Origin of the sequence: Streptomyces durmitorensis (genome assembly GCF_023498005.1) — a bacterium.
Taxonomy (GTDB): Bacteria; Actinomycetota; Actinomycetes; order Streptomycetales; family Streptomycetaceae; genus Streptomyces; species Streptomyces durmitorensis.
On record NZ_CP097289.1, the window covers coordinates 2,815,481 to 2,839,737 of the forward strand.

General features: G+C 70.1%; 23 protein-coding genes. 13 read left to right on the top strand and 10 right to left on the bottom strand.

What is annotated here, in order from left to right:
• Nucleotides 1-25: 25 nt before the first annotated feature.
• A complete protein-coding gene (locus M4V62_RS12445; protein ID WP_249587328.1) occupies nt 26-1,267 on the top strand; it encodes a trypsin-like serine peptidase in 1,242 nt (413 codons plus the stop codon).
• A gap of 205 nt (nt 1,268-1,472) precedes the next feature.
• The gene (locus M4V62_RS12450) at nt 1,473-2,699 is read left to right on the top strand and encodes a trypsin-like serine peptidase (RefSeq protein ID WP_249587329.1); all 1,227 of its coding nucleotides are present in this window, start codon (nt 1,473-1,475) and stop codon (nt 2,697-2,699) included.
• A gap of 126 nt (nt 2,700-2,825) precedes the next feature.
• On the opposite strand, the gene hflX is transcribed toward M4V62_RS12450, so the two are convergent.
• The 6 genes from hflX to miaA all read right to left on the bottom strand — a co-directional run bounded on the left by hflX (nt 2,826) and on the right by miaA (nt 10,844).
• Nucleotides 2,826-4,325 (bottom strand): GTPase HflX, encoded by a 1,500-nt coding sequence (gene hflX / locus M4V62_RS12455; protein WP_249587330.1) that lies wholly within the window; start codon nt 4,323-4,325, stop codon nt 2,826-2,828.
• 169 nt (nt 4,326-4,494) lie between these two features.
• Complete coding sequence (locus M4V62_RS12460; RefSeq protein WP_249587331.1) at nt 4,495-5,982, bottom strand: M1 family metallopeptidase; 1,488 nt, start codon at nt 5,980-5,982, stop codon at nt 4,495-4,497.
• 110 nt (nt 5,983-6,092) lie between these two features.
• On the bottom strand, nt 6,093-8,246 hold the full coding sequence (locus M4V62_RS12465) for a RelA/SpoT family protein (protein ID WP_249587332.1): 2,154 nt from the start codon (nt 8,244-8,246) through the stop codon (nt 6,093-6,095).
• Between the two features lie 142 nt (nt 8,247-8,388).
• Nucleotides 8,389-9,267 carry a diaminopimelate epimerase gene (gene dapF / locus M4V62_RS12470; RefSeq protein ID WP_249587333.1) on the bottom strand — a complete coding sequence of 293 codons (879 nt, stop codon included), beginning with the start codon at nt 9,265-9,267 and terminating at the stop codon, nt 8,389-8,391.
• Nucleotides 9,268-9,342: 75 nt separating this feature from the next.
• Nucleotides 9,343-9,798, bottom strand: coding sequence for a hypothetical protein (locus M4V62_RS12475; protein ID WP_425575320.1), 456 nt, complete (start codon nt 9,796-9,798; stop codon nt 9,343-9,345).
• A gap of 107 nt (nt 9,799-9,905) precedes the next feature.
• Complete coding sequence (gene miaA / locus M4V62_RS12480; RefSeq protein ID WP_249587335.1) at nt 9,906-10,844, bottom strand: tRNA (adenosine(37)-N6)-dimethylallyltransferase MiaA; 939 nt, start codon at nt 10,842-10,844, stop codon at nt 9,906-9,908.
• Nucleotides 10,845-11,026: 182 nt separating this feature from the next.
• Between miaA and M4V62_RS12485 the strand changes: the two genes are divergently transcribed.
• Nucleotides 11,027-11,359 (top strand): hypothetical protein, encoded by a 333-nt coding sequence (locus M4V62_RS12485; protein WP_249587336.1) that lies wholly within the window; start codon nt 11,027-11,029, stop codon nt 11,357-11,359.
• A 25-nt stretch (nt 11,360-11,384) separates the two neighbouring features.
• Entirely contained in the window at nt 11,385-11,654 is a 270-nt protein-coding gene (locus tag M4V62_RS12490; protein WP_249587337.1) for an antitoxin, read from the top strand.
• 118 nt (nt 11,655-11,772) lie between these two features.
• Here the strand turns inward: M4V62_RS12490 and M4V62_RS12495 are convergent, their stop codons facing one another.
• Both M4V62_RS12495 and miaB read right to left on the bottom strand, forming a co-directional pair.
• Complete coding sequence (locus M4V62_RS12495) at nt 11,773-12,486, bottom strand: class III extradiol dioxygenase subunit B-like domain-containing protein (RefSeq protein ID WP_249587338.1); 714 nt, start codon at nt 12,484-12,486, stop codon at nt 11,773-11,775.
• A 270-nt stretch (nt 12,487-12,756) separates the two neighbouring features.
• Entirely contained in the window at nt 12,757-14,277 is a 1,521-nt protein-coding gene (gene miaB, locus M4V62_RS12500) for a tRNA (N6-isopentenyl adenosine(37)-C2)-methylthiotransferase MiaB (protein ID WP_249587339.1), read from the bottom strand.
• 86 nt (nt 14,278-14,363) lie between these two features.
• Here miaB and M4V62_RS12505 point away from each other — a divergent pair, with 86 nt between their 5' ends.
• Nucleotides 14,364-15,359 carry a TAXI family TRAP transporter solute-binding subunit gene (locus M4V62_RS12505; RefSeq protein ID WP_249587340.1) on the top strand — a complete coding sequence of 332 codons (996 nt, stop codon included), beginning with the start codon at nt 14,364-14,366 and terminating at the stop codon, nt 15,357-15,359.
• Nucleotides 15,360-15,393: 34 nt separating this feature from the next.
• Here M4V62_RS12505 and M4V62_RS12510 read toward each other — a convergent pair whose 3' ends face one another.
• Both M4V62_RS12510 and M4V62_RS12515 read right to left on the bottom strand, forming a co-directional pair.
• Entirely contained in the window at nt 15,394-16,809 is a 1,416-nt protein-coding gene (locus M4V62_RS12510; protein WP_249587341.1) for a sensor histidine kinase, read from the bottom strand.
• 16 nt (nt 16,810-16,825) lie between these two features.
• Nucleotides 16,826-17,515: a response regulator transcription factor gene (locus M4V62_RS12515; protein WP_249587342.1), complete on the bottom strand. Its 690-nt coding sequence runs from the start codon at nt 17,513-17,515 to the stop codon at nt 16,826-16,828.
• A 287-nt stretch (nt 17,516-17,802) separates the two neighbouring features.
• Between M4V62_RS12515 and M4V62_RS12520 the strand changes: the two genes are divergently transcribed.
• From M4V62_RS12520 to M4V62_RS12550, 8 genes are all read left to right on the top strand, one after another.
• On the top strand, nt 17,803-18,582 hold the full coding sequence (locus M4V62_RS12520) for an amino acid ABC transporter ATP-binding protein (protein ID WP_160507590.1): 780 nt from the start codon (nt 17,803-17,805) through the stop codon (nt 18,580-18,582).
• A 56-nt stretch (nt 18,583-18,638) separates the two neighbouring features.
• Nucleotides 18,639-19,472 carry a glutamate ABC transporter substrate-binding protein gene (locus tag M4V62_RS12525; RefSeq protein ID WP_249587343.1) on the top strand — a complete coding sequence of 278 codons (834 nt, stop codon included), beginning with the start codon at nt 18,639-18,641 and terminating at the stop codon, nt 19,470-19,472.
• A gap of 113 nt (nt 19,473-19,585) precedes the next feature.
• Complete coding sequence (locus M4V62_RS12530; protein ID WP_283779080.1) at nt 19,586-20,254, top strand: amino acid ABC transporter permease; 669 nt, start codon at nt 19,586-19,588, stop codon at nt 20,252-20,254.
• The gene (locus M4V62_RS12535; RefSeq protein WP_249587344.1) at nt 20,251-21,192 is read left to right on the top strand and encodes an amino acid ABC transporter permease; all 942 of its coding nucleotides are present in this window, start codon (nt 20,251-20,253) and stop codon (nt 21,190-21,192) included. Before M4V62_RS12530 ends, M4V62_RS12535 begins: the two co-directional genes overlap by 4 nt.
• A 217-nt stretch (nt 21,193-21,409) precedes the next feature.
• Nucleotides 21,410-23,053, top strand: coding sequence for an FAD-dependent monooxygenase (locus tag M4V62_RS12540; RefSeq protein ID WP_249587345.1), 1,644 nt, complete (start codon nt 21,410-21,412; stop codon nt 23,051-23,053).
• A gap of 82 nt (nt 23,054-23,135) precedes the next feature.
• Entirely contained in the window at nt 23,136-23,183 is a 48-nt protein-coding gene (locus M4V62_RS43725; protein WP_352018865.1) for a hypothetical protein, read from the top strand.
• Between the two features lie 74 nt (nt 23,184-23,257).
• Nucleotides 23,258-23,815 carry a cupin domain-containing protein gene (locus M4V62_RS12545; protein WP_283779081.1) on the top strand — a complete coding sequence of 186 codons (558 nt, stop codon included), beginning with the start codon at nt 23,258-23,260 and terminating at the stop codon, nt 23,813-23,815.
• Nucleotides 23,812-24,216: a rhodanese-like domain-containing protein gene (locus tag M4V62_RS12550; protein ID WP_249587346.1), complete on the top strand. Its 405-nt coding sequence runs from the start codon at nt 23,812-23,814 to the stop codon at nt 24,214-24,216. The genes M4V62_RS12545 and M4V62_RS12550 overlap by 4 nt, the downstream gene beginning before the upstream one ends.
• Nucleotides 24,217-24,257 lie beyond the last annotated feature (41 nt).

Here is a 24,257-nt window from a genome sequence, read left to right on the forward strand (position 1 = left end):
CTCGAAGCCCAGGGGGAATCTCTCTATGCGACCCATACGCCCGCTCAAGACCGCCCGTCGTGGGAGGAGCGCGCGCGGCAGAACCTCCCCTGTGGCGGCCGCTGTCGCGATCGGCGCGGCGCTCGTTCTGACCGCGACGGCCTGTGGCCCGAGCGAGGACAACGCGGGCGACGAACCGTCCGCGTCCCAGCCCGCCGACGACGGCAACGGCAACGACGACGGCAAGGTCAAGATTCCGCAGGACCTCCAGGACCGGCTCAAGGACCACGGCATCGACCTGGACAAGTGGAAGGACGGGGCCTGGAAGAACTGGGACAAGGACGACTGGCTCCGCGAGGCCGGTGACTACGTCAACCCGATCATCGAAGGTCTGTGGGACTCGGACCGCATGCGGGACGCGGACAAGAACCCCGACCGCGGTGTCGACGACAACGACATCTCCGGTGACCAGGGCGTGACCGACCCGACGCCCGAGCCGGTGGAGGCGGCGGCCCTGAAGACGCCGTACGACGCCAGCGCTCCCGCCTCGGGCAAGCTGTTCTTCGACGGCCCCGAAGGCTCGATGGTCTGCTCGGCCACGGTCGTCGAGGACCCGGCGCACCCGGGCAAGTCCAACATGGTGTGGACCGCGGGCCACTGCGTGCACGCGGGCGCGAAGGGCGGCTGGTACCGCAACATCGCCTTCGTCCCCTCGTACAACAACAGCGGCAAGTCGGCCGACGAGCTGCAGAACGCCCCCAAGGAAGAAGTCGCTCCGCACGGCGTCTGGTGGGGCGACTGGGCACAGACCTCCGACCAGTGGATCGAGCAGGGCGGCCCCACGGGCGGCACGGGCGCGCCGTACGACTTCGCGGCCATCCACGTGACGCCCGAGAAGGGCAGCGAGGGCAAGTCCCTTGAGGAGCAGGTCGGTTCGGCTCTCCCGGTGGACTTCAACGCCCCGGCCGTGCCCCAGATCGCGAACATGACGGCGACCGGCTACCCGGCCGCTCCGCCGTTCGACGGCCAGAAGGCGTTCCAGTGCGCCGACAAGCCGGGCCGGCTCTCGATCAGCAAGCCCGACCCGACGATGTACCGCATCGGCTGCACGATGACCGGTGGTTCGTCCGGCGGCGGCTGGGTCGCCGAGGGCTCGGACGGCAAGCCCGCCCTGGTGTCCAACACCTCCATCGGCCCGGTGACGGCCGGCTGGCTCGCCGGTCCGCGGCTCGGCAAGGAGGCCAAGGGCATCTACGGCGCGGTCAGCAAGAAGTTCGCCGACAAGTAGCCGACCGGCAGGCGGTCGGCAGGCGTCTGATGTACGACGGCGGGGTCGCCGCAAACCTTCACGACCCCGCCGTCATTCGTCCCCAATCACACAGGCATAGTGGGGTGTTGCGTTCGGCGGGGCGCTCGTGGAGCTGCCATGCCGACACATGACAAGTACATGGCAAATGCAGCAATCACACGTTCAATTCGGGGGTTACAGCACCATGCGTTCCACTCGTGCGCCCTTCGCGCGCAGTCGCGGGCGACGTCTCGCACTCGCCGCCACCGGGCTCGCCGCGACCCTGGCACTCACCGCCACGGCCTGCGGTCCGAGCGACGACAAGGCGAGCGACAAGGCTGATTCCGGCACTTCCCAGGGCGCGGACAAGGGTTCCGACACCGGCACTGACACCGGCTCCGATGCCGAGCTGCCCGGCGACATCGCCGACAAGCTCAAGGACCACGGCATCGACCCGGACAAGTGGAAGGACGGGGCCTGGAAGAACTGGGACAAGGACGACTGGCTGCGCGAGTCCAAGGACTTCGTCAACCCGGTCATCGAAGGGCTCTGGAAGCCCGAGCGGATGAAGAAGGCCAAGGACCCGAACAAGACGATCGCGGCGAAGGACGCCCCCTCCGATCAGGGCGCGACCGACCCCGAGCCGTCGCCGGTCCAGGCCAAGCGCGAGAAGACGCCGTACCACGAGAACGCCGCCCCGGTCGGCAAGATCTTCTTCGACTCCCCCGAGGGCTCGATGGTCTGCTCCGGCACGGTCGTGAAGGACCCGCGCAACCCGGGCAAGTCCAACCTGGTGTGGACCGCGGGCCACTGCGTGCACGCCGGTTCCGCCGGTGGCTGGTACCGCAATATCACCTTCGTGCCGGCCTACAACGACCTCGGTAAGTCCGAGGCCGAGCTGAGCAACGCCGCCCCGCAGGAGGTCGCCCCCTACGGCCAGTACTGGGCCGACTGGGTGTCGACCTCCGCCGAGTGGATCGACGAGGGCGCCGCTTCGGGCGGTGCCGGTGCGCCGTACGACTACGCCGTGATGCACGTGAAGCCGGAGCAGGGCTCCAAGTCCCTCGAGGAGACGGTCGGCAACGCGCTGGACGTCGACTTCTCGACTCCGTCGGCACAGAGCGTGAGCTCGATGGGCGCCTGGGGCTACCCCGCCGCTCCCCCGTTCGACGGCCAGATCATGCACAAGTGCGTCGACAAGCCCGGCCGTCTCTCACTGACCTCCACCCAGCCGACGATGTACCGCATCGGCTGCACCATGACCGGCGGTTCGTCCGGCGGCGGCTGGTTCCGGATGGTGGGCGACAAGACCCGCCTGGTCTCGAACACCTCGATCGGCCCGGCCGAGAACACCTGGCTGGCAGGACCGCAGCTGGGCAAGGGCGCCGAGCAGGTCTACGACATGATGAGCGAGAAGTACGGCTCCAAGTAGCCGCACGGCGGGCGACCCCCGCACCTCGCACATGACGCGACGAAGGCCCGCCCCCACGAGAGGGGGCGGGCCTTCGTCATGCGGACCGAACCGCGCGAACCGAACCGCGCCTGTCCGGGCCTGCGTTCAGCCGGCGACCGGGACGTACGGCGCGAGATCCGCCGCCAGTTCCGCGTGCACCTTCGCCTTGAGCAGCGTGCCCTCGGCCGTGTGCTCCTCGGAGAGCACATCGCCCTCGGCGTGCGCCCGCGAGATGAGCTGGCCCTGCGTGTACGGCACGAGGGCCTCGATCTCGACCTCGGGCCGCGGCAGTTCGACGTCGATCAGCGCGAGCAGCTCTTCGATGCCCGCGCCCGTGCGCGCGGAGACCGCGATTGCGTGCTTCTCGTTGCGCAGCAGCCGCTGGAGGACCAGCGGATCGGCCGCGTCCGCCTTGTTCACGATCACGATCTCGGGCACGTCGGTCGCGCCCACGTCACGGATCACCTCACGCACGGCGGCCAGCTGCTCCTCCGGCACCGGGTGCGAACCGTCCACCACGTGCAGGATCAGGTCGGACTCGCCGACCTCTTCCATCGTGGAGCGGAACGCCTCGACGAGGTGGTGCGGCAGATGCCGCACAAACCCGACGGTGTCGGCCAGGGTGTAGATCCGGCCGCTCGGTGTCTCGGCCCGGCGCACGGTCGGGTCGAGGGTGGCGAACAGGGAGTTCTCCACCAGGACACCCGCGCCCGTGAGGCGGTTGAGCAGGGAGGACTTGCCCGCGTTCGTGTAACCGGCGATCGCGACCGAGGGCACCTTGTTGCGCTTGCGCTCCTGGCGCTTGATCTCGCGGCCGGTCTTCATCTCCGCGATCTCCCGGCGCATCTTCGCCATCTTCTCGCGGATCCGACGCCGGTCCGTCTCGATCTTGGTCTCACCGGGACCACGGGTCGCCATGCCGCCGCCACCGCTGGATCCGCCGCCGCCCATCTGACGGGAGAGCGACTGACCCCAGCCACGGAGGCGCGGGAGCATGTACTGCATCTGGGCAAGGGCGACCTGCGCCTTGCCCTCTCGGGACTTGGCGTGCTGGGCGAAGATGTCGAGGATCAGGGCGGTCCTGTCGACCACCTTGACCTTGACGACGTCTTCGAGGTGAATCAGCTGGCCAGGGCTCAGTTCACCGTCACAGACGACGGTGTCGGCCCCGGTCTCGAGGACGATGTCACGCAGCTCAAGTGCCTTGCCGGATCCGATGTACGTCGCCGGGTCGGGCTTGTCGCGGCGCTGGATGACGCCGTCGAGCACGAGCGCACCCGCCGTCTCGGCGAGGGCGGCCAGCTCGGCGACCGAGTTCTCCGCGTCCTGCACTGTGCCCGAGGTCCACACGCCGACGAGGACCACTCGCTCCAGACGGAGCTGGCGGTACTCGACTTCGGTGACGTCCTCGAGCTCGGTGGAGAGGCCGGCGACGCGGCGCAGGGCCGCGCGCTCGGAGCGGTCGAACTGTTCGCCGTCCCGCTCTCCGTCGATCTCGTGGCTCCAGGCGACGTCCTCTTCCATCAGGGCATCGGCCCGAAGACCTTCGGGGTAGTTCTGCGCGAGGCTCTGCGCGTCCTGGGAAGGGGAAGAAGAGGAGGTCATTGGATCCTTACGTCGATGGGATTCGTCATACTGCTCAACGCTCGGGGCCGCCCCGAGATTCCCGGGCCGGCCGGCAGGGGCCCTGACATCACCCCGAGGGGTTCGCCCGGACCCGCAGCGGCGCCGACCTGAAGATGGTTGCACGGAACGGCCCGTCTCGTCACGTGGATTATTTCCCGGCGGGAGCGGCCTTACGCCAGTCCGGGTGCCCCGGCATCGGCGGCGTCTTCGCGCCGTACAGCCAGGCGTCGAAGAAGCCGCTCAGATCGCGGCCCGCGGTCGACGAGGCGAGCCGCACGAAGTCCGCGGTCGTCGCGTTCCCGTCACGGTAGGTGTGCACCCAGTCCCGCTCCAGGCGGTCGAAGTCCCGCTGCCCGATCTCCTGGCGCAGCGCGTAGAGCACCAGAGCGCTGCCGTCGTACACGACCGGCCGGAAGATGCTGATCTTCTGGCCCGGCGCGGGCCCCTTCGGCGCGGCCGGCGGTCCGCCCGCCTGACGCCAGCCGTCCGACTGCCGGTAGGCCTCACGCATCCGCTTCTGGAGCGGCTTCTTCGACTTCTCCTCGGCGAAGAGTGCCTCGTACCAGGTGGCGTGCCCTTCGTTGAGCCAGAGATCGGACCAGGAGCTCGGGCTCACGCTGTCGCCGAACCACTGGTGCGCCAGCTCATGGACCATGATCGAGTCCACGTACCACTCGGGGAACTCGGGCCGCTTGAACAGGTCGCGCTCGAAGAGCGAGAGGGTCTGCGTCTCGAGCTCGAAGCCGGTCTGCGCCTGGGCGATCAGCAGGCCGTACGTCTCGAAGGGGTAGCGGCCGACCTTCCCCTCCATCCAGTCGATCTGGTCCGGCGTCTTCTTCAGCCACCGCTCCATCGCCTTGCGGTCCTTGGTGGGCACCACATCGCGTACGGGGAGGCCGTTCGGCCCGGAGCGGTGCACCACGGTGGAGCGTCCGATGGAGACCTGCGCCAGTTCCGTCGCCATGGGGTGGCGGGTGCGGAAGGCCCGGGTCGTGGTGGCCCCCCGGTGCGCCGTGGCGACGGGCAGGCCGTTGGCGACGGCGGTGAGCCCCTTCGGGGTGGTGATGCGGAACGTGAACTGTGCCTTGTCGGCGGGGTGGTCGTTGGACGGGAACACGCGGTGCCCGGCGTCGGCCTGGTTGGCCATGGCGAGCCCGTCCGCCGTGGGCACCCAGCCGCCGTCCTGGTCCTTCGTGGGCCTGGGGTCGCTGGTGTGCCGGACGGTGATCCGCATCCGCTCGCCCCGGTCCACCGGCCGCGACGGCGTGACGACCAGGTCCTCACCGGTGGATTCGAAGCGGGCGGGGGCGCCGTTGACGGCGACGGAGCGGACCTTGCCGTGCGCGAAGTCGAGGTTGACCCGCTTCAGCGGTGCGGTCGCACGGGCGTCGATCACCGTCACGGCGTCGAGCGGCTTCTTGTTGTCGCCGCGGTACGTGAGGTCGATGTCGTACGCCATGACGTCGTACCCGGGATTGCCCAGGTGCGGGAAGAGCCGGTCGCCGATGCCGAGCGGTCTGGCCGGTGACGGCGCGGTCGCGGCGAGGAGGGTGGCGGAGGTGGCCGCGGCCAGGAGCGCGGTCGCGATGCGAAGAGTCTTCGGCCGCGAGGCCTTGACCCGGGGGGTGAGCAGCATGAACTACCGCTATCAGCGCGGAGCTTCCGCGCCGGTGTCGGCGCGCGCCATGCCACTCGAACGAGTCGCCAGGAGGCGGCCAGGGCGACGCGATGCCCCGTGGCACGCTGCTACGAAGTCGCCGCCGCCGGGTGCTGGGCACGGCTGACGTCGTACACCCCGGGCACCGCGCGCATCGCGCGCATCAGCCCCGGGAGGTGGGCCGCGTCCGGGAGTTGCAGCGTGTACGTGTGGCGCACGCGCTGCTGGGTCGGCGGTTCGACGGTCGCCGACATGATCTCGACGCCCTCCAGGGCGATGGCTTCGGTGAGGTCGGCGAGGAGATGCGCCCGCCCGAACGACTCGGCGATCAGCGTGACCCGGCACTCGGCGCTGTCTCCCCAGCGCACTCCCACCTCGGCGCGCCCCACTTCCTTCATGCGCCCGACGGCGGGGCACTCGACGCGGTGGACGGTGACGACGCCGCCGCGCACGGCGAAGGCGGTCACCTCGTCGGGTGGCACGGGCGTACAACAGCCCGCGAGGCGGACGCTCGCGCCTTCCCTGTCCACGACGGCGTTGGCCGCCGCGGGGCGCGGGAAGTCGGAGGTCTGCGGCGGGGGCGAGGGCTTCTCCGGGGTCGATGCCGCGGGAGCCGACGCGGGCGTGGGGTGGGTCGTGAGCCAGCGTCGGATGGCGATGCGGGCGCCGGGGGTGCGCGCGTGGTCGAGCCACTCGCGGGAGGGCCCGGACGCCGCGTCCTGTCCCATCAGGAGTTGGACCGTGTCGCCGTCCCGCAGGACCGTGCTCAGCGTCGCCAGGCGGCCGTTGACACGTGCACCGATGCAGGCGTGGGCGTCCTCGCCGTACTGGGCGTAGGCGGCGTCGACGCAGCTCGCGCCCGCGGGAAGGCCGAGCGTGCCGCCGTCGGGACGGAAGACCGCGATCTCGCGGTCCTGGGCGAGGTCTTCGCGCAGCGTGGACCAGAACGTGTCCGGGTCGGGGGCCGCTTCCTGCCAGTCGAGCAGGCGGGAGAGCCAGCCGGGCCGGGTCGGGTCCGCGCGCTCGCCCTCGAAGGCGTCCACGGAAGGGGCGTCCGGACCGGTGTCGGACTGCTCCTCCGAAGGAGGAGCGTACGGATTGCGCAGCGCGACGACGCCTGCCTCGGCGACCTTGTGCATCTGGTGCGTACGGATGAGGACTTCGGCGACCTCTCCGTCCGGCCGGGCCACGGCCGTGTGCAGCGACTGGTAGAGGTTGAACTTCGGTACGGCGATGAAATCCTTGAACTCCGAGACCACCGGCGTGAAGCAGGTGTGCAGCTCGCCGAGGACGCCGTAACAGTCCGCGTCCTCGTTCACCAGGACCAGGAGGCGCCCGAAGTCCGCCGCGCGCATCTCGCCGCGTTTGCGGTGCACCCGGTGGACCGACACGAAGTGCCGTGGCCTGATGAGGACTTCGGCGGCGATGCCCGCCTCGCGCAGCACCGCGCGGACGTCGTCCGCCGTCCCTTCCAGCGGGTCTCCGCCGCCGACCGCGTTGGCCGCGATCAGCTCTTGGACTTGGGAGTACTCCTCCGGGTGGAGGATCGCGAAGACGAGGTCCTCCAGCTCGGTCTTGAGGGCCTGCACGCCGAGGCGTTCGGCGAGCGGAATGAGTACGTCCCGCGTCACCTTGGCGATCCGTGCCTGCTTCTCGGGGCGCATGACGCCGAGCGTGCGCATGTTGTGCAGGCGGTCGGCCAGCTTGATCGACATGACGCGTACGTCGTTGCCGGTGGCCACCAGCATCTTGCGGAAGGTCTCGGGCTCCGCGGCCGCTCCGTAGTCGACCTTCTCCAGCTTCGTGACGCCGTCGACCAGATAGCAGACGTCGTCGCCGAACTCCGTGCGCACCTGATCGAGCGTCACATCCGTGTCCTCGACGGTGTCGTGGAGCAGGGACGCGGTCAGGGTCGTGGTCTCGGCGCCCAGCTGGGCGAGGATCAGGGTCACCGCGAGCGGATGTGTGATGTACGGCTCACCGCTCTTGCGCATCTGGCCGCGGTGCGAGGACTCCGCGAGGACCCACGCACGCCGCAGCGGCTCCAGATCCGCGTCGGGATAGTGGGCACGATGGGCTTCCGCCACATGGCCGATCGCGTCCGGCAGCCGGTCCCGGGTGGCGGGCCCCATCAGGGCCGCGCGGCCGAGCCTGCGCAGGTCGAGCCGCGGACGGCCGCGCCTGCGCTGCGCACCGGGCGTCACGGGTCCAGGCATCGCGGGGTTTGTGGCCTCCGCACTCATGGGCACCTCCGGCTGCTCCGACCGGCGGTGAGCGGACGACGGCGTGCTCCGTCCGGGCCGGTGCTTGATGCTACCGAGCCCATCACGCGCCGCTGACCGCCTCTCGCCGAGCGTGAAACGGATCACCCATTCGAGCGACAGTTCACGGGTTTACAGTTTCGAGCCATTCCGCGTCGATCTCGCCTTCGGCGACGATCACCGCGGGACCCGTCATCTCGATCTCTCCGTCGGGCCGCTCGGTGATCACCAGGCTCCCACCAGGCAGATCGACGGTGTATGTCACCGGCGAACCGGTGGCAGCAGGGTCCGCCCCGTCCCTGCGGGCCGCCGCGACGGCGACAGCGCACGCGCCCGTGCCGCACGAGCGGGTCTCGCCCGAGCCGCGCTCATGCACGCGCATGGCGACGTGGCGCGGGCCGCGGTCGACGACGAACTCGACGTTCACGCCGTCCGGGTAGGCCGCAGCGGGGCTGAAGGGCGGCGGGTCGTACAGGTCGCCCGCGTCGGCCAGGTCGTCCACGAAGGCGACCGCGTGCGGGTTTCCCATGTTCACGTTGCGTGCGGGCCAGTGCCGGTCGGCCACGGACACGGTGACGTCCCCTTCGGGGAGCAGCGCCTTGCCCATGCCGACGGTGATGTCGCCGCCTGCCGCGGCCTTGGCGATGTGCACGGTCTTCACGCCACCCCGGGTGGCGACGGCCAGGTCGCCCTCGCCCACCAGTCCGGCGCGCTGGAGGTAACGGGCGAAGACGCGCACGCCGTTGCCGCACATCTCGGCGATCGAACCGTCGCCGTTGCGGTAGTCCATGAACCACTCGGCCTCGGCGGCCAGATGGCGCACCTCCGGGTGCGCCGCGGACCGTACGACATGGAGCAGGCCGTCGCCCCCGATGCCCGCGCGGCGGTCGCACAGGGCGGCCACAGCGGCCGGGGACAGCTCAAGGGCGTTGTCGGGGTCCGGGACGATCACGAAGTCGTTCTCGGTCCCATGCCCCTTGAGGAAGGCGATCCGCGTGCTCATTCCTCGATCGTACGGGGTAGCCACGACACTCGGTCCGTACGGTACCCACCAGGGCTCTGACCTCGTACGACGCTGTCAGCGAAGGCGTGCGACGCGCCACACGGCGAGGAAGGCGACGGCCAGGAAGACCAGGGCGTACGCGGAGACGATCCGCCAGTCCGGGCGGCCTCCGGAACCGCGCTCCGGCAGCCCCGGCCAGGTGTGCCCCACGCGGCGCGCTGCCATCATGCCCCAGCCCGCGGCGCACGAGCTGATCAGGAGCCCGAGCATGGCGACGACGGCGCCGCCGTCCCCGAAGTCGAAGGCCAGCGGGAAGGCGAACATCAGCGATCCGGCGGCGGCGAGTATGACGATCGGCGCGAGCTGCCAGATGCGCAGACGGCGCTGCGGGCGCAGTTCGACCTCGACCTCGGCGGCGGCCATGTCGTCCGCCCCGGGACCGTCGGCGGTCACGCCGTCCGGTGGCCCGTCAGGGCCGTCCGGAGTCAGCTCGCCGCCGTCATGCGCGGTGTCACGAGGGCCGGCCTCCATCGCCATCCGCCCTCCCACTTCGGACTCCACTGGTCGATCGATGACCGATGATGGCACGGCGCCAGGGGCCGGGATGACCGCCGGAGCGTCCCGATGCCATCACGTGATCAGGCTGTGACCGGTCGTTCGACCAACGCCAGTGCCCGCCCTGGGAGTTCCCCTCGATCGGCCATGGCGCCACTGAGCCAGTGCACCCGGGGATCGCGGCGGAACCACGAGTCCTGACGGCGTGCGAAGCGCTTGGTCGCGCGCACGGTCTCCGCGCGCGCCTCGTCGTCGGTGCACTCCCCCGCGAGCGCCGCGAGCACCTGCTGGTACCCGAGCGCGCGCGACGCCGTACGCCCCTCACGGAGCCCCACGGCCTCCAGCGCACGCACCTCGTCGACGAGGCCCGCCTCCCACATGCGGTCCACGCGCGTGGCGATGCGTTCGTCGAGTTCGGGGCGGCCGACGTCCACGCCGATCTGGACGGTGTCGTAGACCGAGTCGTGGCCGGGGAGGTTGGCGGTGAAGGGCTTGCCGGTGATCTCGATGACCTCGAGGGCACGGACGATCCGGCGGCCGTTGCTGGGCAGGATGGCCTGGGCCGCTCCGGGGTCGGCGGCGGCCAGGCGGGCGTGGAGCGCGCCGGGGCCCTGGAGCGCGAGCTCTTCCTCCAGGCGGGCCCGGACCACGGGATCCGTGCCGGGGAACTCCAGGTGGTCGACGGCCCCCCTGACGTAGAGCCCGGAGCCGCCGACCAGGATCGGCCAGCGCCCGTCGGCGAGGAGGCGGTCGATCTCGGCGCGCGCGAGCTTCTGGTACTCGGCGACGCTCGCCGCCTCCGTGACGTCCCAGATGTCGAGGAGGTGGTGCGGCACTCCGTCGCGCTCTTCGAGCGTCAGCTTGGCGGTCCCGATGTCCATCCCTCTGTAGAGCTGCATGGAGTCGGCGTTGACGACTTCGCCGCCGAGACGCTGGGCGAGGAAAACGCCCAGATCGGACTTTCCTGCCGCGGTCGGCCCGACGACGGCGATGACCCGCGGTGCGGGAGCTGCTCTACTCACCGCCCCAGTCTCGCAAACCCTGCGACCACTTCCCGAACGAGCTACGTGACGCCACAGGCCCGGGGTCGTTGCCTGTTGCGAGGTTCCGGCCGCCGGTTTCGAGGATCGGCGACCCGGGCGGCGCAACAGGGCGCACCGGGCGGCGCGGGATTTCGCCCACACGAGTACCGTATGGAGTAGATATGGGCGTTTTTGCACGGTTCCGCCGGAAGTCCAAGGACACGGAAGAAGCGTCAACGACCGAGGCGGCAGCCGACACCCTGACGGCCGAGCCGGCAGCGGCAGGGGAGTCCCCCGAGGCCGGGGCCGGCACGGAAGAGGCCAAGGTCGAAGCTGCCGCCGAGGACAAGGCCGAGGCCGGTGACGCCAAGGCCGACGCTGACGCTGACGCCGAGACCGAGGGCGCGACGGAGAACACCGAAGAGGCTGCCGCGGAGAACGTGGACATCCCGAAGCAGCAGTCCGCGGAGAAGGCCGCCGACAACGACGAGGCCGACGAGGGCGCCCGCAAGTGACTCTCCCAGCGAGGGAAGGTAACCGATGGGCTTCCTGCAGAGCCTGAAAGACAAGCTCGCCCCGGCGAAGGACAAGGTCGCGGGCCTCGCGCAGCAGCACGGGGACAAGATCGACCAAGGTCTCGACAAGGCCGCCAAGGTGGTCGACGACAAGACCAAGGGCAAGTACAGCGACAAGATCCAGACGGGGACGGGCAAGGCGAAGGATGCCGTGGACCGCCTCGCCGGGACGCCTGACGAGGGCACGGGCAAGGGCGGCGGCACCGCCCCTCCGACGCCCCCTCCGGCTCCCTGAAGCACCGGCTGAACGACACCGGCGGACGGCCGTGGAGCACCACCGGCTCCACGGCCGTCGCCGTGCGTCGGCCGCGTGCGCGGTGCGGTCCGGCCAGGACCGCTAGGCCGCCAGGCCGCTAGGACCAGGCGGCCACGAAATACCCGACGCCGTACGGAGCGTCCTCGTAGAGCAGCTCGCCGCTCAGGCCCGCGCCCTCGGCCGCGCCCGCGAGCACCTGCCACGGCGCCCGGCCCGCCGCCTTCAGTTCGTACGCCAGCTCCTCGTCCACCTCCTTGAGCGCCGCCACGTCCGCGGCACCCAGCGCACGGGAGATGTCCGCGTCGAACCCTGCGGCCCGCTCGTCGAGATACCCCGGCGCCTTCAGCGTGCGGCACGCGCTGGCGTCGCCCATCACCAGCAGGGCCACCCGGTCGGCCCGCGCCGCGATCTCCCCTCCGACTTGAATACACCGCTCGGCCGCCAGAGGTTCCCCCACCCCGAGTCCTTCCAGCGGGGCCGCCGCCCACTCCGTACGGTCGAGCAGCCAGGCGGCGACGGCGAGCGACGTCGGAAGCCCGCCCTCCGTCGCAGCTCCGCCGGAGCGCCCCAGGCGTACGTCGAGGTCCACGCCGAAGCCGCGGAAGGACCCACCGGTGCCCTGCGGATGCGGGCCGCGGCCGCTCTGCTCGGCCGGGCCGACCACGACGAGCCGGTCAGGGCGCGAGGCGGCGAGCACCCCGATGGCGTCCGTGCACGCGGCGCGCGCGGCGTCCAGTTCGGGGGCGGCGCCCGCTGCGACCTCGGGGACGAGCAGGGGCGGGCAGGGGCAGACGGCTGCGGCGACAAGCATGATCCGCAGCGTAACGCCCGCTCATACGTGATCGGGCCCGAGTCCCACTCCAGCTCGCAGATGGAGAAGCGGTACGGGAACGAGCCCCCGGACGAGCCGTCGCCGATCACCATCCAGCCGTCGGACGTGCGATAGCGCCGCATACGTACGGGACAGCGCGGGTGCTTGGGGCGGTACAGGCGAACGAACTCCGCGAACCGCTCCACCGCCTCCTCGTGCGTGCCGTCCCCCGTGTGTCCGTCGATCGCCCGTCGTCCGCCGTCGCCCCGGTCAGCCGAGCGCGCACCCGCCGGTGGTGGCCACCGGAAGCGGCTCGGGGGCGCCCACCTGCGGCAATCCGAGCATCACGCCTGCGGGCTTGGCCGCCGCCTCGGTGTTGCGCTTCTCCCAGGCGTCACCCGCGCGCGTGGGGCGGACGTTCAGGACGGCGCCCTCGGCGAGCAGGTGGTGCGGCGCCGCGTACGTGATCTCGACCGTCACGACGTCACCGGGGCGGACCTCGGCGTCCGGCTTGGTGAAGTGGACCAGGCGGTTGTCGGGGGCGCGCCCGGAGAGGCGGTGGGTGGCGCCGTCCTTGCGGCCCTCGCCCTCGGCGACCATCAGGTCGAGGGTCCTGCCGACCTGCTTCTTGTTCTCGTCCCAGGCGATCTCCTCCTGGAGAGCGGACAGACGCATGTAACGCGCCTGCACGACCTCCTTGGGGATCTGCCCCTCCATGGTCGCCGCGGGCGTACCGGGACGCTTGGAGTACTGGAAGGTGAAGGCGTTGGCGAAGCGTGCCTCGCGGACCACGTGCATCGTCTGCTCGAAGTCCTCCTCGGTCTCCCCGGGGAAGCCGACGATGATGTCGGTGGTGATCGCGGCCTCGGGCATGGCGGCGCGGACCTTCTCGATGATCCCCAGGAAACGGTCCTGGCGGTACGAGCGGCGCATCGCCTTCAGGACCGTGTCCGAGCCCGACTGGAGCGGCATGTGCAGCTGCGGCATCACGTTCGGGGTCTCGGCCATGGCGGCGATCACGTCGTCCGTGAAGTCGCGCGGGTGCGGGGACGTGAAGCGCACGCGCTCCAGGCCCTCGATCTTCCCGCAGGCCCGCAGGAGCTTGCTGAAGGCCTCGCGGTCACCGATGTCCGAGCCGTACGCGTTCACGTTCTGGCCGAGCAGGGTGATCTCGGAGACTCCCTCGCCGACGAGCGCCTCGATCTCGGCGAGGATGTCGCCGGTCCTGCGGTCCTTCTCCTTGCCGCGCAGGGCGGGCACGATGCAGAACGTGCAGGTGTTGTTGCAGCCCACGGAGATGGAGACCCACGCCGCGTACGCGCTCTCGCGGCGTGTGGGCAGCGTCGAGGGGAACGCCTCCAGGGACTCGGCGATCTCGACCTGCGCCTCTTCCTGGACGCGGGCCCGCTCCAGGAGCACCGGCAGCTTGCCGATGTTGTGCGTGCCGAAGACGACGTCCACCCAGGGCGCCTTCTTGACGATGGTGTCGCGGTCCTTCTGCGCCAGGCAGCCGCCGACGGCGATCTGCATGCCGGGCCGCTTGGTCTTCATCGGCGCCAGGCGGCCGAGGTTTCCGTACAGACGGTTGTCGGCGTTCTCCCGCACGGCGCACGTGTTGAAGACCACCACGTCGGCGTCGCCGTCCGAGCCCTCGGGCGCGCGTTCGTATCCGGCACCTTCAAGGAGACCGGAGAGGCGCTCCGAATCGTGGACGTTCATCTGGCACCCGTAGGTGCGCACCTCGTACGTTCCTTTGACGCCCACTGCCTGTCCCCGGTCTCCGCTGCTCATGTGACAAGGGTAGGCGGTCGGGGAAGTGTCCCCGCCGGGAGCTCGGCCCTGGCCATGACGGCGAGTGGCCTGGCAGGATCGCGCGCATGCTCCAGGCACTCCCCCACCTCAGCAGGCGCCGCGCACTCCAGGGTGCGGCGGCCGCCCTCGTGGTCTTCGGACTCCTGATGTGGTGGCTCGTCCCGGTGGGCGACGACTCCCCGAAGGGCCGGATGACGTTCAGTACGGGCGTGAAGAACGCGGTCTACGAGCGGTACGGCAAGCTCCTGCGGACCGCGGCCTCCCATGACATGCCGGACGTCGACATGGAGCTGCTCAACAGCGAGGGGTCGCAGCAGAACGTCGAGCGGGTGGCCACGGGGAAGGCCGATTTCACCATCGCCGCCGCCGACGCCGTCGAGAAGTACCGACTGGAGGGGCGCACGGGCGCGGACCGGCTGCGGGGCTGTGCTCGGCTGTACGACGACTACGTTCAGCTCGTCGTCCGGCGCTCCTCTGACATCGACAAGCCGCAGGACCTGCGGGGCAAGAAGGTGGCCGTCGGGCAGCCGCGCTCGGGCGTGCGGCTGATAGCGGACCGGGTACTCAAGGCCGCGGGCCTCGATCTGGGGAAGGACCTGACACCGGTGGACTCCGGTATCGACACGGCGCCCGATCTCCTCAAGAAGGGCGACATCGACGCGTTCTTCTGGTCGGGCGGGCTGCCGACCACCACCGTGCGGACGTTCTCCGAGGAGTTCGACATCCGTCTCGTGCCGCTCGGCACTCTCGTGGACGCGCTGCACAAGCAGGGCGGCGCCTCCCGCTACTACCGGGCTGCCGTGATGCCCGCCGACGCCTATCCCGCCGCCCAGCAGAACGACGCCGTACCGACCCTGGCCGTGGCGAACCTCCTGGTCACCACGGACCGGGCGGACCCGAAGCTGACCGAGGGACTGACCCGCACGGTGATCGACAGCCGTGACCACATCGGTGACAAGGTGCACGCGGCCCAGCTGGTGGACCTGCGGACGGCGCTCTACACCGATCCGCTCGCCCTGCACAAGGGCGCGCGCCGCTACTACCAGTCGGTCAAGCCGTAGCCGTCGGCCCACAGCCGTCCCGCTTCGGGCCCTGTCAGGCCGTGGACCCGGGTTCCCCGCGCGGGACGCTGACGGTCACCCGCAGTCCGTGCGGCTCGTGCTGCGCGTACGTGATGGAGCCCCCGCCCGCGGCGAGCAGCGCCCGCGAGATGGACAGGCCGAGGCCCGAGCCCTTCACGTTCTGATGGCGGTTGCTGCGCCAGAAGCGGTCGCCGATGCGGGCGAGTTCGTCCTCCGTGAGGCCGGGGCCGCCGTCCGTGATCACAATGGTCGTCCGCTCGCCGCTCCAGGAGACCTCCACGCGCACCTCCTCGCCCTCGGGCGTGAACTTGAGGGCGTTGTCGACCACCGCGTCCAGGGCGCTGGACAGGGCGACCGGGTCGGCCCAGCCGGTGGTCGCGGGGCAGGTGTCCGTCAGCCGCACCCCGCGCTCCTCGGCGAGCGGCCGCCAGGCTCCGACCCGTTCGGCCATGAGCGCACCGATGTCGGTGAGTTGCAGATCGGCGGCCGTGTGCTCGGCCAGCGCGAGGCCGAGGAGGTCGTCGAGGACCTGGGCCAGGCGCTTGCCCTCGGTGCGCACGGAGGCGATCTCCTCGTTCCCCTCGGGCAGTTCGAGGGCGAGCAGCTCGATGCGGAGCAGCAGGGCGGAGAGCGGGTTGCGCAGCTGGTGCGAGGCGTCGGCGACGAAGGCCCGCTGCTGCTCGAGCACGTCCTCGACGTTGTCGGCCATCTCGTTGAACGACCGGGCGAGACGCCTGAGTTCCGGCGGTCCGCCCGCGGCCGCCACCCGCGACTTCAGGCGCCCGGTCGCTATGTCGTGCGTGGTCGCGTCCAGGACCCGTACCGGGCGCAGCACCCAGCCGGTGAGGCGCAGCGCGGCACCGACGGCGAGCAGCATCGCGGCCGACTCGCCGGCGCCGATGAGCAGCCATCCCTGCAGCGTCTTCGAACGCATGCGCCCTGTAGGCGACTCGGTGACGACGACGGCGACGACGTCCCCGTCCCTGATCACCGGAGAGGCGACGACGAGCCGGCCGCGCTGCCAGGGCCACACCTGACGCGGATCGTGGCTTCCACGGGACCTGAGGGCCTCCTCGAAGGCCTCCCGCACCTCGGCGCCCCTGGGGGGCAGGAACCAGTCCCCCGGCGCGTGAGCCATGGGCTCACGGTCCCGGAAGAAGACGCCCGCCTTGATCCCGTAGACCTCGTGGTAGTAGTCGAGTTCGGTCTGGAGGGTTTCGCGCCGTTCGTCCTTGTCCCGCAGCCGTGATCCCGTGGGGCGTTTCGTGACGAACTGCGCGAGCGACGCGAACCGCGCCGTGTCGTCGATCCGGTCGACGACCACCTTCTGCTGCTGCGCCGCCGCCACGCTCACCGCGAGCGGGAAGCCCAGCGCGAGCAGCACACCCGCCATGAGGACGATGAGCAGCGGGAGGAGGCGAGAGCGCACCTGACCTCGCTACTCGCTACGCGGCCGGGGCGACGAGCCGGTAGCCCACGCCCCGCACGGTCTCGATCAGGGCCGGCATGTGCAACTTGGAGCGCAGGGAAGCGACATGCACCTCAAGGGTGCGCCCCGTCCCCTCCCAGCTGGTGCGCCACACCTCGCTGATGATCTGCTCCCGGCGGAACACCACGCCGGGCCGCTGCGCGAGGAGGGCGAGCAGGTCGAACTCCTTGCGGGTCAGCTGGACCGTCGAACCGTCCACGCTGACCTGGCGGGTGGGCAGTTCGATGCGTACGGAGCCGAGGCGCAGCTCGCTGTCCGCGGGCCCCTCGGCGGCGCCGGACGGGGGCCGCCGGATGACCGCGTGGATGCGGGCGATGAGCTCACCGGTGTCGTACGGCTTCACTACGTAGTCATCGGCCCCGAGATTCAGGCCGTGGATCCGGGAGCGCACATCGGCACGCGCCGTCACCATGATCACGGGCGTCGACCCGCGCTTGCGGATCTTTCCGCACACTTCGTAGCCATCCTGATCCGGCAGCCCCAGATCGAGGAGCACGACTCCGAAGGGCGCCGTTTCGCCGGGCAGCAGGGCCTGCAGCGCTTCCTCGCCGCTGCGGGCGTGCACGACGTCGAAGCCGTGCCTGGCCAGGACCGCGGACAGGGCGGCGGCCACGTGATCGTCGTCCTCGACGAGGAGCAGTCTCATACGGGCCCCCTCCGGTTCATCGGTCGTTCCGTTCGCGCTCGCCGATGGCCGGTATGCGCGCGTGCACAGGCACCAAGGCATCCACGCCGATGGATAAGGACCGCGTCAAGAGGGTTCGGGTCACGAGCACGTTCCGTTATGCAGCCGGTACGCGGCGGGGCGTCCCCTTCACGCGGAGTGTCCGGTTGCGGCCGGATCGTTATGCTCAATTTCCCCTCAGATGTAATGACGCTGGTCGCACCGGGTTATTACTGTCCTCCCAACCGAGGAGGATGGAGCAACAAGCCGTGACCGAAGTATCGGTGACCAAGGACGCCATACCGCCCGGGGCGGACGACCTGGTCGTGCTGAAGAACGTCAACAAGCACTTCGGCGCTCTGCACGTCCTCCAGGACATCGACCTGACCATCACCCGCGGTGAGGTCGTCGTCGTGATCGGCCCCTCCGGGTCGGGCAAGTCGACACTGTGCCGCGCCATCAACCGCCTGGAGACGGTCGAGTCGGGAGACATCTCGATCGACGGCAAGCCGCTGCCCCAGGAGGGCAAAGAGCTCGCCCGTCTCCGTGCGGACGTGGGCATGGTCTTCCAGTCCTTCAACCTTTTCGCGCACAAGACCGTGCTCGAGAACGTGATGCTGGGCCAGATCAAGGTGCGCAAGACGTCCAAGGCGGAAGCAGAGACAAAGGCACGCGGTCTCCTGGACCGCGTGGGTGTCGCCTCGCAGGCCGACAAGTACCCCGCGCAGCTCTCCGGCGGCCAGCAGCAACGCGTCGCGATCGCCCGCGCGTTGGCCATGGACCCGAAGGTGATGCTCTTCGACGAGCCCACCTCGGCGCTCGACCCGGAGATGATCAACGAGGTTCTGGAGGTCATGCAGCAGCTCGCGCGTGACGGCATGACCATGGTCGTGGTCACGCACGAGATGGGCTTCGCCCGGTCCGCGGCCAACCGCGTCGTCTTCATGGCCGACGGCCGGATCGTCGAAGAGGCCGTGCCGGACCAGTTCTTCAGCAACCCGCGCAGCGACCGGGCCAAGGACTTCCTCTCGAAGATCCTTCACCACTGACGCGTCGCTCTCCCCTGCGTCTCAACCCTCTTCTGCCGAAACAAAGGATGTTCACCATGAAGGCTCGCAAAGTCACCGCGGCGGCCGCCGCAGTCCTCGCGCTCTCCGTCTCCGCCACGGCTTGCGGCTCGGACGACAAGGACGACAAGGGTTCCGGTGGTGGCAAGAAGATCACCATCGGCATCAAGTTCGACCAGCCGGGTGTCGGCCTGAAGACGCCGGACGGCTACACCGGCTTCGACGTCGATGTCGCGACCTACGTCGCCAAGGAGCTCGGCTACAAGGCCGGGGACATCGAGTGGAAGGAAACCCCCAGCGCGGACCGCGAGACCGCCCTGCAGCGCGGTGACGTGAAGTTCATCGCGGCGTCGTACTCCATCAACGACGAGCGCAAGGAGAAGGTCGACTTCGCGGGCCCGTACCTCCTTGCCCACCAGGACCTTCTGGTCCGCTCCGATGACAAGATCACCAAGGGCACGGACCTCAACGGCAAGAAGCTCTGCTCGGTCACCGGCTCCACCTCGGCGCAGAACGTCAAGAAGGAGATCGCCCCGAAGGCCCAGCTGCGCGAGTACGGCACGTACTCCGAGTGCATCGACGGACTGGGCAGCGGCGCCGTCGACGCGCTGACCACGGACGACTCGATCCTCGCGGGCTACGCGGCGCAGGAGCAGTACAAGGGCAAGTACAAGCTCGCCGGCCTGAAGCTGACCAACGAGAACTACGGCATCGGCATCAAGAAGGGCGACTCCGCCCTTCAGAAGAAGATCGACGCCGCCCTGACCAAGATGGTCAAGGACAAGTCCTGGGAAGCGGCCGTCAAGAAGAACTTCGGCCCGGCCAACTACAAGAACGAGCCCGCCCCGAAGATCGGCGACATCGTCAAGTGACCTCGTGCGAGCGGCTCCTGAAGCCGGTCCACTGACAGGGCACACGCCGGTACGCCGCCGCCCGAGCGCGGCGGCGTACCTCGCCATCACCACATGCGAGAGCGCGGGAGATCGTGTTCGACTTTCTTGAAGACTACGACTTGCTCGAGGCCTTCTGGATGACGGTGAAGCTCACCGTCTTCGCAGGCATCGGTTCCTTGGTCTGGGGCACTCTGCTGGCCGCCATGCGGGTCAGCCCGGTTCCGGTCATGCGCTGGTTCGGTACCGCATACGTCAACATCGTGCGGAACATCCCGCTGACCGTCATCATCGTGTTCAGCTCGCTCGGGCTCGCCGACGTCTTCGGCATCACCCTGGGCGCGGCCGACGACGTCGACGTCATGAGCTTCCGTCTCGCGGTGCTCGGACTCGGCGCCTACACGGCGGCGTTCGTGTGCGAAGCGGTGCGCTCCGGCATCAACACGGTGCCGGTGGGCCAGGCGGAAGCAGCACGCGCCCTCGGGCTGAGCTTCAGCCAGGTCCTCGGTCTCATCGTGCTGCCGCAGGCCTTCCGCTCGGTGATCGGCCCCCTCACCAACGTACTGATCGCCCTGACCAAGAACACCACGGTCGCAGCGGCCATCGGTGTGGCGGAAGCGGCTCTGCTGATGAAGGAAATGATCGAGAATGAGGCGCAGTTGTTCCTCATCGCCGGGATATTCGCCTTCGGGTTCGTGGTGCTGACCCTGCCGACGGGCCTCATACTCGGCTGGCTCGGCAAGCGCATGGCGGTGAAGCGATGACCTCCGTCCTCTACGACGCTCCCGGGCCACGCGCCAAACGGCGCAATGTCCTTCTCTCCCTGCTCTTCCTCGTCCTGCTGCTGCTGGGCCTCTGGTGGGCCTGGACCATGATGTCCGACAAGGGGCAGCTGGACTGGGCCAAGTGGGAGCCCTGGCTCGCCGACTCCGAGTCATGGACGACCTATCTGCTGCCAGGCCTGGCGAACACGCTGAAGGCCGCTGGCCTCGCCATGGTGATCGCCCTTCCGCTGGGCGCGCTCTTCGGTATCGCACGGCTCTCCGACCACCGGTGGGTCAGGGTTCCCGCCGCTGCGGTCGTCGAGTTCTTCCGCGCGATCCCGGTGCTGATCCTGATGGTCTTCGCCAACCAGTTCTACTCGGCGTCCACGGACATCAGCGTCGACTCACGCCCGATGTACGCGGTCGTCACCGGCCTGGTGCTCTACAACGCCTCGGTGCTCGCCGAGATCGTGCGAGCGGGCATCCTGTCGCTGCCCAAGGGTCAGACAGAGGCGGCCAAGGCGATCGGCCTGCGCAAGGGCCAGACGATGACGAGCGTGCTGCTGCCGCAGTCCGTGACCGCGATGCTTCCGGCGCTCGTCAGCCAGCTCGTCGTCATCGTCAAGGACACCGCGCTCGGTGGCGCGATGCTCAGCTTCGCCGAGCTGCTCAGCGCGCGGAAGACGGCGGCGTCGTACTACGCGAGCGTCATCCCCAGCTTCATCGTGGTCGCGGTGGTCTACATCGTGCTGAACCTGATTCTCACCAGCCTGGCTTCCTGGCTCGAACGCCGCATGCGGCGGTCCAAGAAGAGCACGGGTGCCGTGGTGGGCCCCGAGGCGCTGGAGAATCTGGAGACGATCGGCCCCAAGACGATCCGTATGGACCACGGTGAGAACGCCGGGGGCGGCGCCGGGGGCGGCGGGGGCGGCGGCTAGCAGCGGCCATCGGATCGACAGGCAGGACAGAAGACGGAGGCAGCGGCCATGACGCCGCTGCCTCCTTCATTTGTGGCGCCTCCTCCCGACGTCGTCACTTGACGCAAGCACCGGCAATGGGTTGCATACGTTCTGTGATCGTGCACCGGGCTCCAACTGCCAGTTTCCGTACGTACGTCCAGCGCTCCCGGGCCCTCGCGGCAGGAGGGGACGCACTGTGGACCCGGTGATCGTCGTCGGCGCGGGCCCCGTGGGGCTCGCGCTCGCCCTGGCTCTCGCGCGTCACTCCGTCCCCACCGTCGTACTCGACGAAGGGCCAGGCAAGGACGAGCAGCGGGCCGCGCGGACCGTCATCCTGCGGGATGACACCGCGGCCCTCATGGAGCGGCTCACCGGTCACTCGTTCGGCGACCAGGAGTCCGGCGCACGGTGGGGCGGCTGGCGGTCCCTGCGGCGCAAGCAGCTGATGCGGGAGCTCACGTTCAGTGATGAGGTGCCGGCCCCGCTGCATGTGGCCCAGCACGTCCTGACCGGTGCCCTGCGCGCGGCCATCGCCGATGAGCGCCTCGTCAAGGTCGCCGTGGAGAGCAAGCTCGACTCCCTGGAGCAGGACGCGGGCGGGCTGACCGCTCACACGCGCGGGCCCAAGGACACCTGGTGGCGCGGCAGTTATCTGGTGGGCTGCGACGGGCCGCGGTCGACGGTGCGCAAGCTCCTGGACATCCGCTTCCCGGGTCGTACGGCCGTCGAGCGACACGCCGTGGCCGCGCTGCGCACGGAACTTCCCAGGCCCGGTGAGGCGTTGTTGCACCGGATGCCTCCGTGGCGCCACGGAGGCGCCGAGGTGACGGGCCGTCCGCTCGCCGGCGGGGTGTGGCGGCTCGACTGGCTGCTGCCGCCACGCGGCGAGCTCGTGACGCCCGACGCCCTCGTGGTGCGCATCCGCGAGACCCTCGCGGGCTGGTGCGGGGGCTCCACACCGCCGTACGAACTGCTCGACACGGGCGTGCACACCGTCCACCACCGCCTGGCCCGCCGCTGGCGCGTCGGCCGTGCCTTCCTCGCGGGCGACGCCGCGCATCTGCTCGGCGCGCTCGGCACCCAGGGGCTCGACGAAGGGCTGCGGGACGTGGACAACCTCGCCTGGAAGCTGGCGCTCGCCTGGCACCACGGCGCGCGGGACGCCCTGCTCGACAGCTACCAGGCCGAGCGCAGGGCCGGTGTCGCGGCGCGCCTGCGCGCGGCCGACCAGTCGCTGCCGATACTGCGGGGCGGCGGAGGCCTGCGCTCGTACGTGCCGGGGTCGGCGCGCGGGCACGACATGCTCCTCACCGACGGCCATGTGGGCCGGGGGCCGCTGGGCGCGCCCGGATCGTACGCGGAGTCGCCGCTGGCGCCCGCGCCCTCCGAGTCCGAGGTGGCGGTCGCCACGGAGCCGGGAGCCCCGGTGGCCGATGTCCCGGTGACGGCGCCCGACGGCTCCCTCGTGCAGCTGCGGGACCGGCTCGGCCTGGGACAGCTGCTCGTCGTCCTCGTCGCGCCCGGCACGGTGGTGTGGGAGCGGCGGCACTGGGTGACGGCCGGGATCATGCCCCGGCTCGCCGCCGCCGTCACGGCGCTGCCGCACCCGGCGGAACTGCTCGTCGCGGAGAGTTATCCCGGGGCCGCCGCGCACTCGGTGCTGCTCATCCGCCCCGACGGCCACCTGGTCACCGCGCTCGGCGGGGTGCGGCCCGCCGAGCTGTATACGGCGGCCGAGGCGGCGCTCGGCGGGGCGGCACCGAAGCGGCGCACGGACAGCCGGGAGACCACGGAGAAGGCGGAGAGCACGGCCGCCGCGAGCAGGCCGACCACACAGTGAGCATGGGTTGACCGGTACGCAGCGTCATGGTCTACTCCGAAACGTGACCGACACCGATGTGCGCCTGTGGCGGAGGGTCCATATGGACCTCGTCCGCTATGCGGGCTGCGTGTGTCGCCCGTCCTTCTGAATTCGCCTCCTCCCTCGCGCGCCCTGCTCTCCCTTACGCGGCGCGTGCTTCCGCGAACTTCCAGGACGGTGCCTGTGTCTGCCTCCGCGTCTCCTTCTGTCTCCGCTGTCTCCACCACGCATGCCTCCACGGCGGTGTCCGCGCCCACCGCCGCCGAGCTTCTCGATTTTGTACGTCGCAGTGCCGCTGACCCCGAGCTCATCGCGTCGCTTCCGCTCGACCCCGAGGGGCGCACCTGGGTGCGCCTCGAAGGGCCCGGCGGCAGCGAGGCCTGGCTGATCGGCTGGCCGCCGGGCAGCGGCACCGGCTGGCATGACCACGCGGAGTCGGTCGGCGCCTTCCTCACGGCCGCCGGCACCCTCAAGGAGAACTCGCTCGCCGCCCGGCTGCCCACCGACGGCTGGAAGACCCTTGAGCTGTCCGAAGGGGTCGACCGGGAACGGGAGTTGACGTCCGGCAAGGGCAGGGCATTCGGCCAGAACCACGTGCATGAGGTTCTGAACGAGTCCACGAGCGAGCACGCCGTCTCCGTGCACGCCTACTATCCGCCGCTGCCGCGCATCCGCCGCTACAGCCGTACGGGCCCGGTCCTGCGCCTCGAGTCCGTGGAGCGCCCGGAGGACTGGCAGTGAGTGAGCATCCCGCAGACGTACGCCCCGTGGGCATCGACGAGTTGCTCGAACGTGTAAGGCTCGACCTCGACCGGGTCACTCCGGAGGAGGCGCGAGACACCGCCGCCGCGGGGGGACTGCTGGTCGACATCCGGTACGCCGCCCTGCGCGAGCGCGACGGACTGATCCCCGGCGCCCTCGTCGTCGAGCGCAATGAGCTGGAGTGGCGCCTCGACCCGCAGGGCAGCCACCGTGCAGCGGAGGCCGTCAGCCATGACCTGCGGGTCGTCGTGATCTGCAACGAGGGCTACGCGTCGAGCCTCGCGGCCGTCTCTCTGCGGCAGTTGGGGCTGCGGCACGCGACCGACCTCATCGGCGGTTTCCAGGCGTGGAAGGCCGCCGGACTTCCTGTCACGGGGTGAGCACGCGCGCGTGGGCGCCCCTTACCGGATCCGGTAAGGGG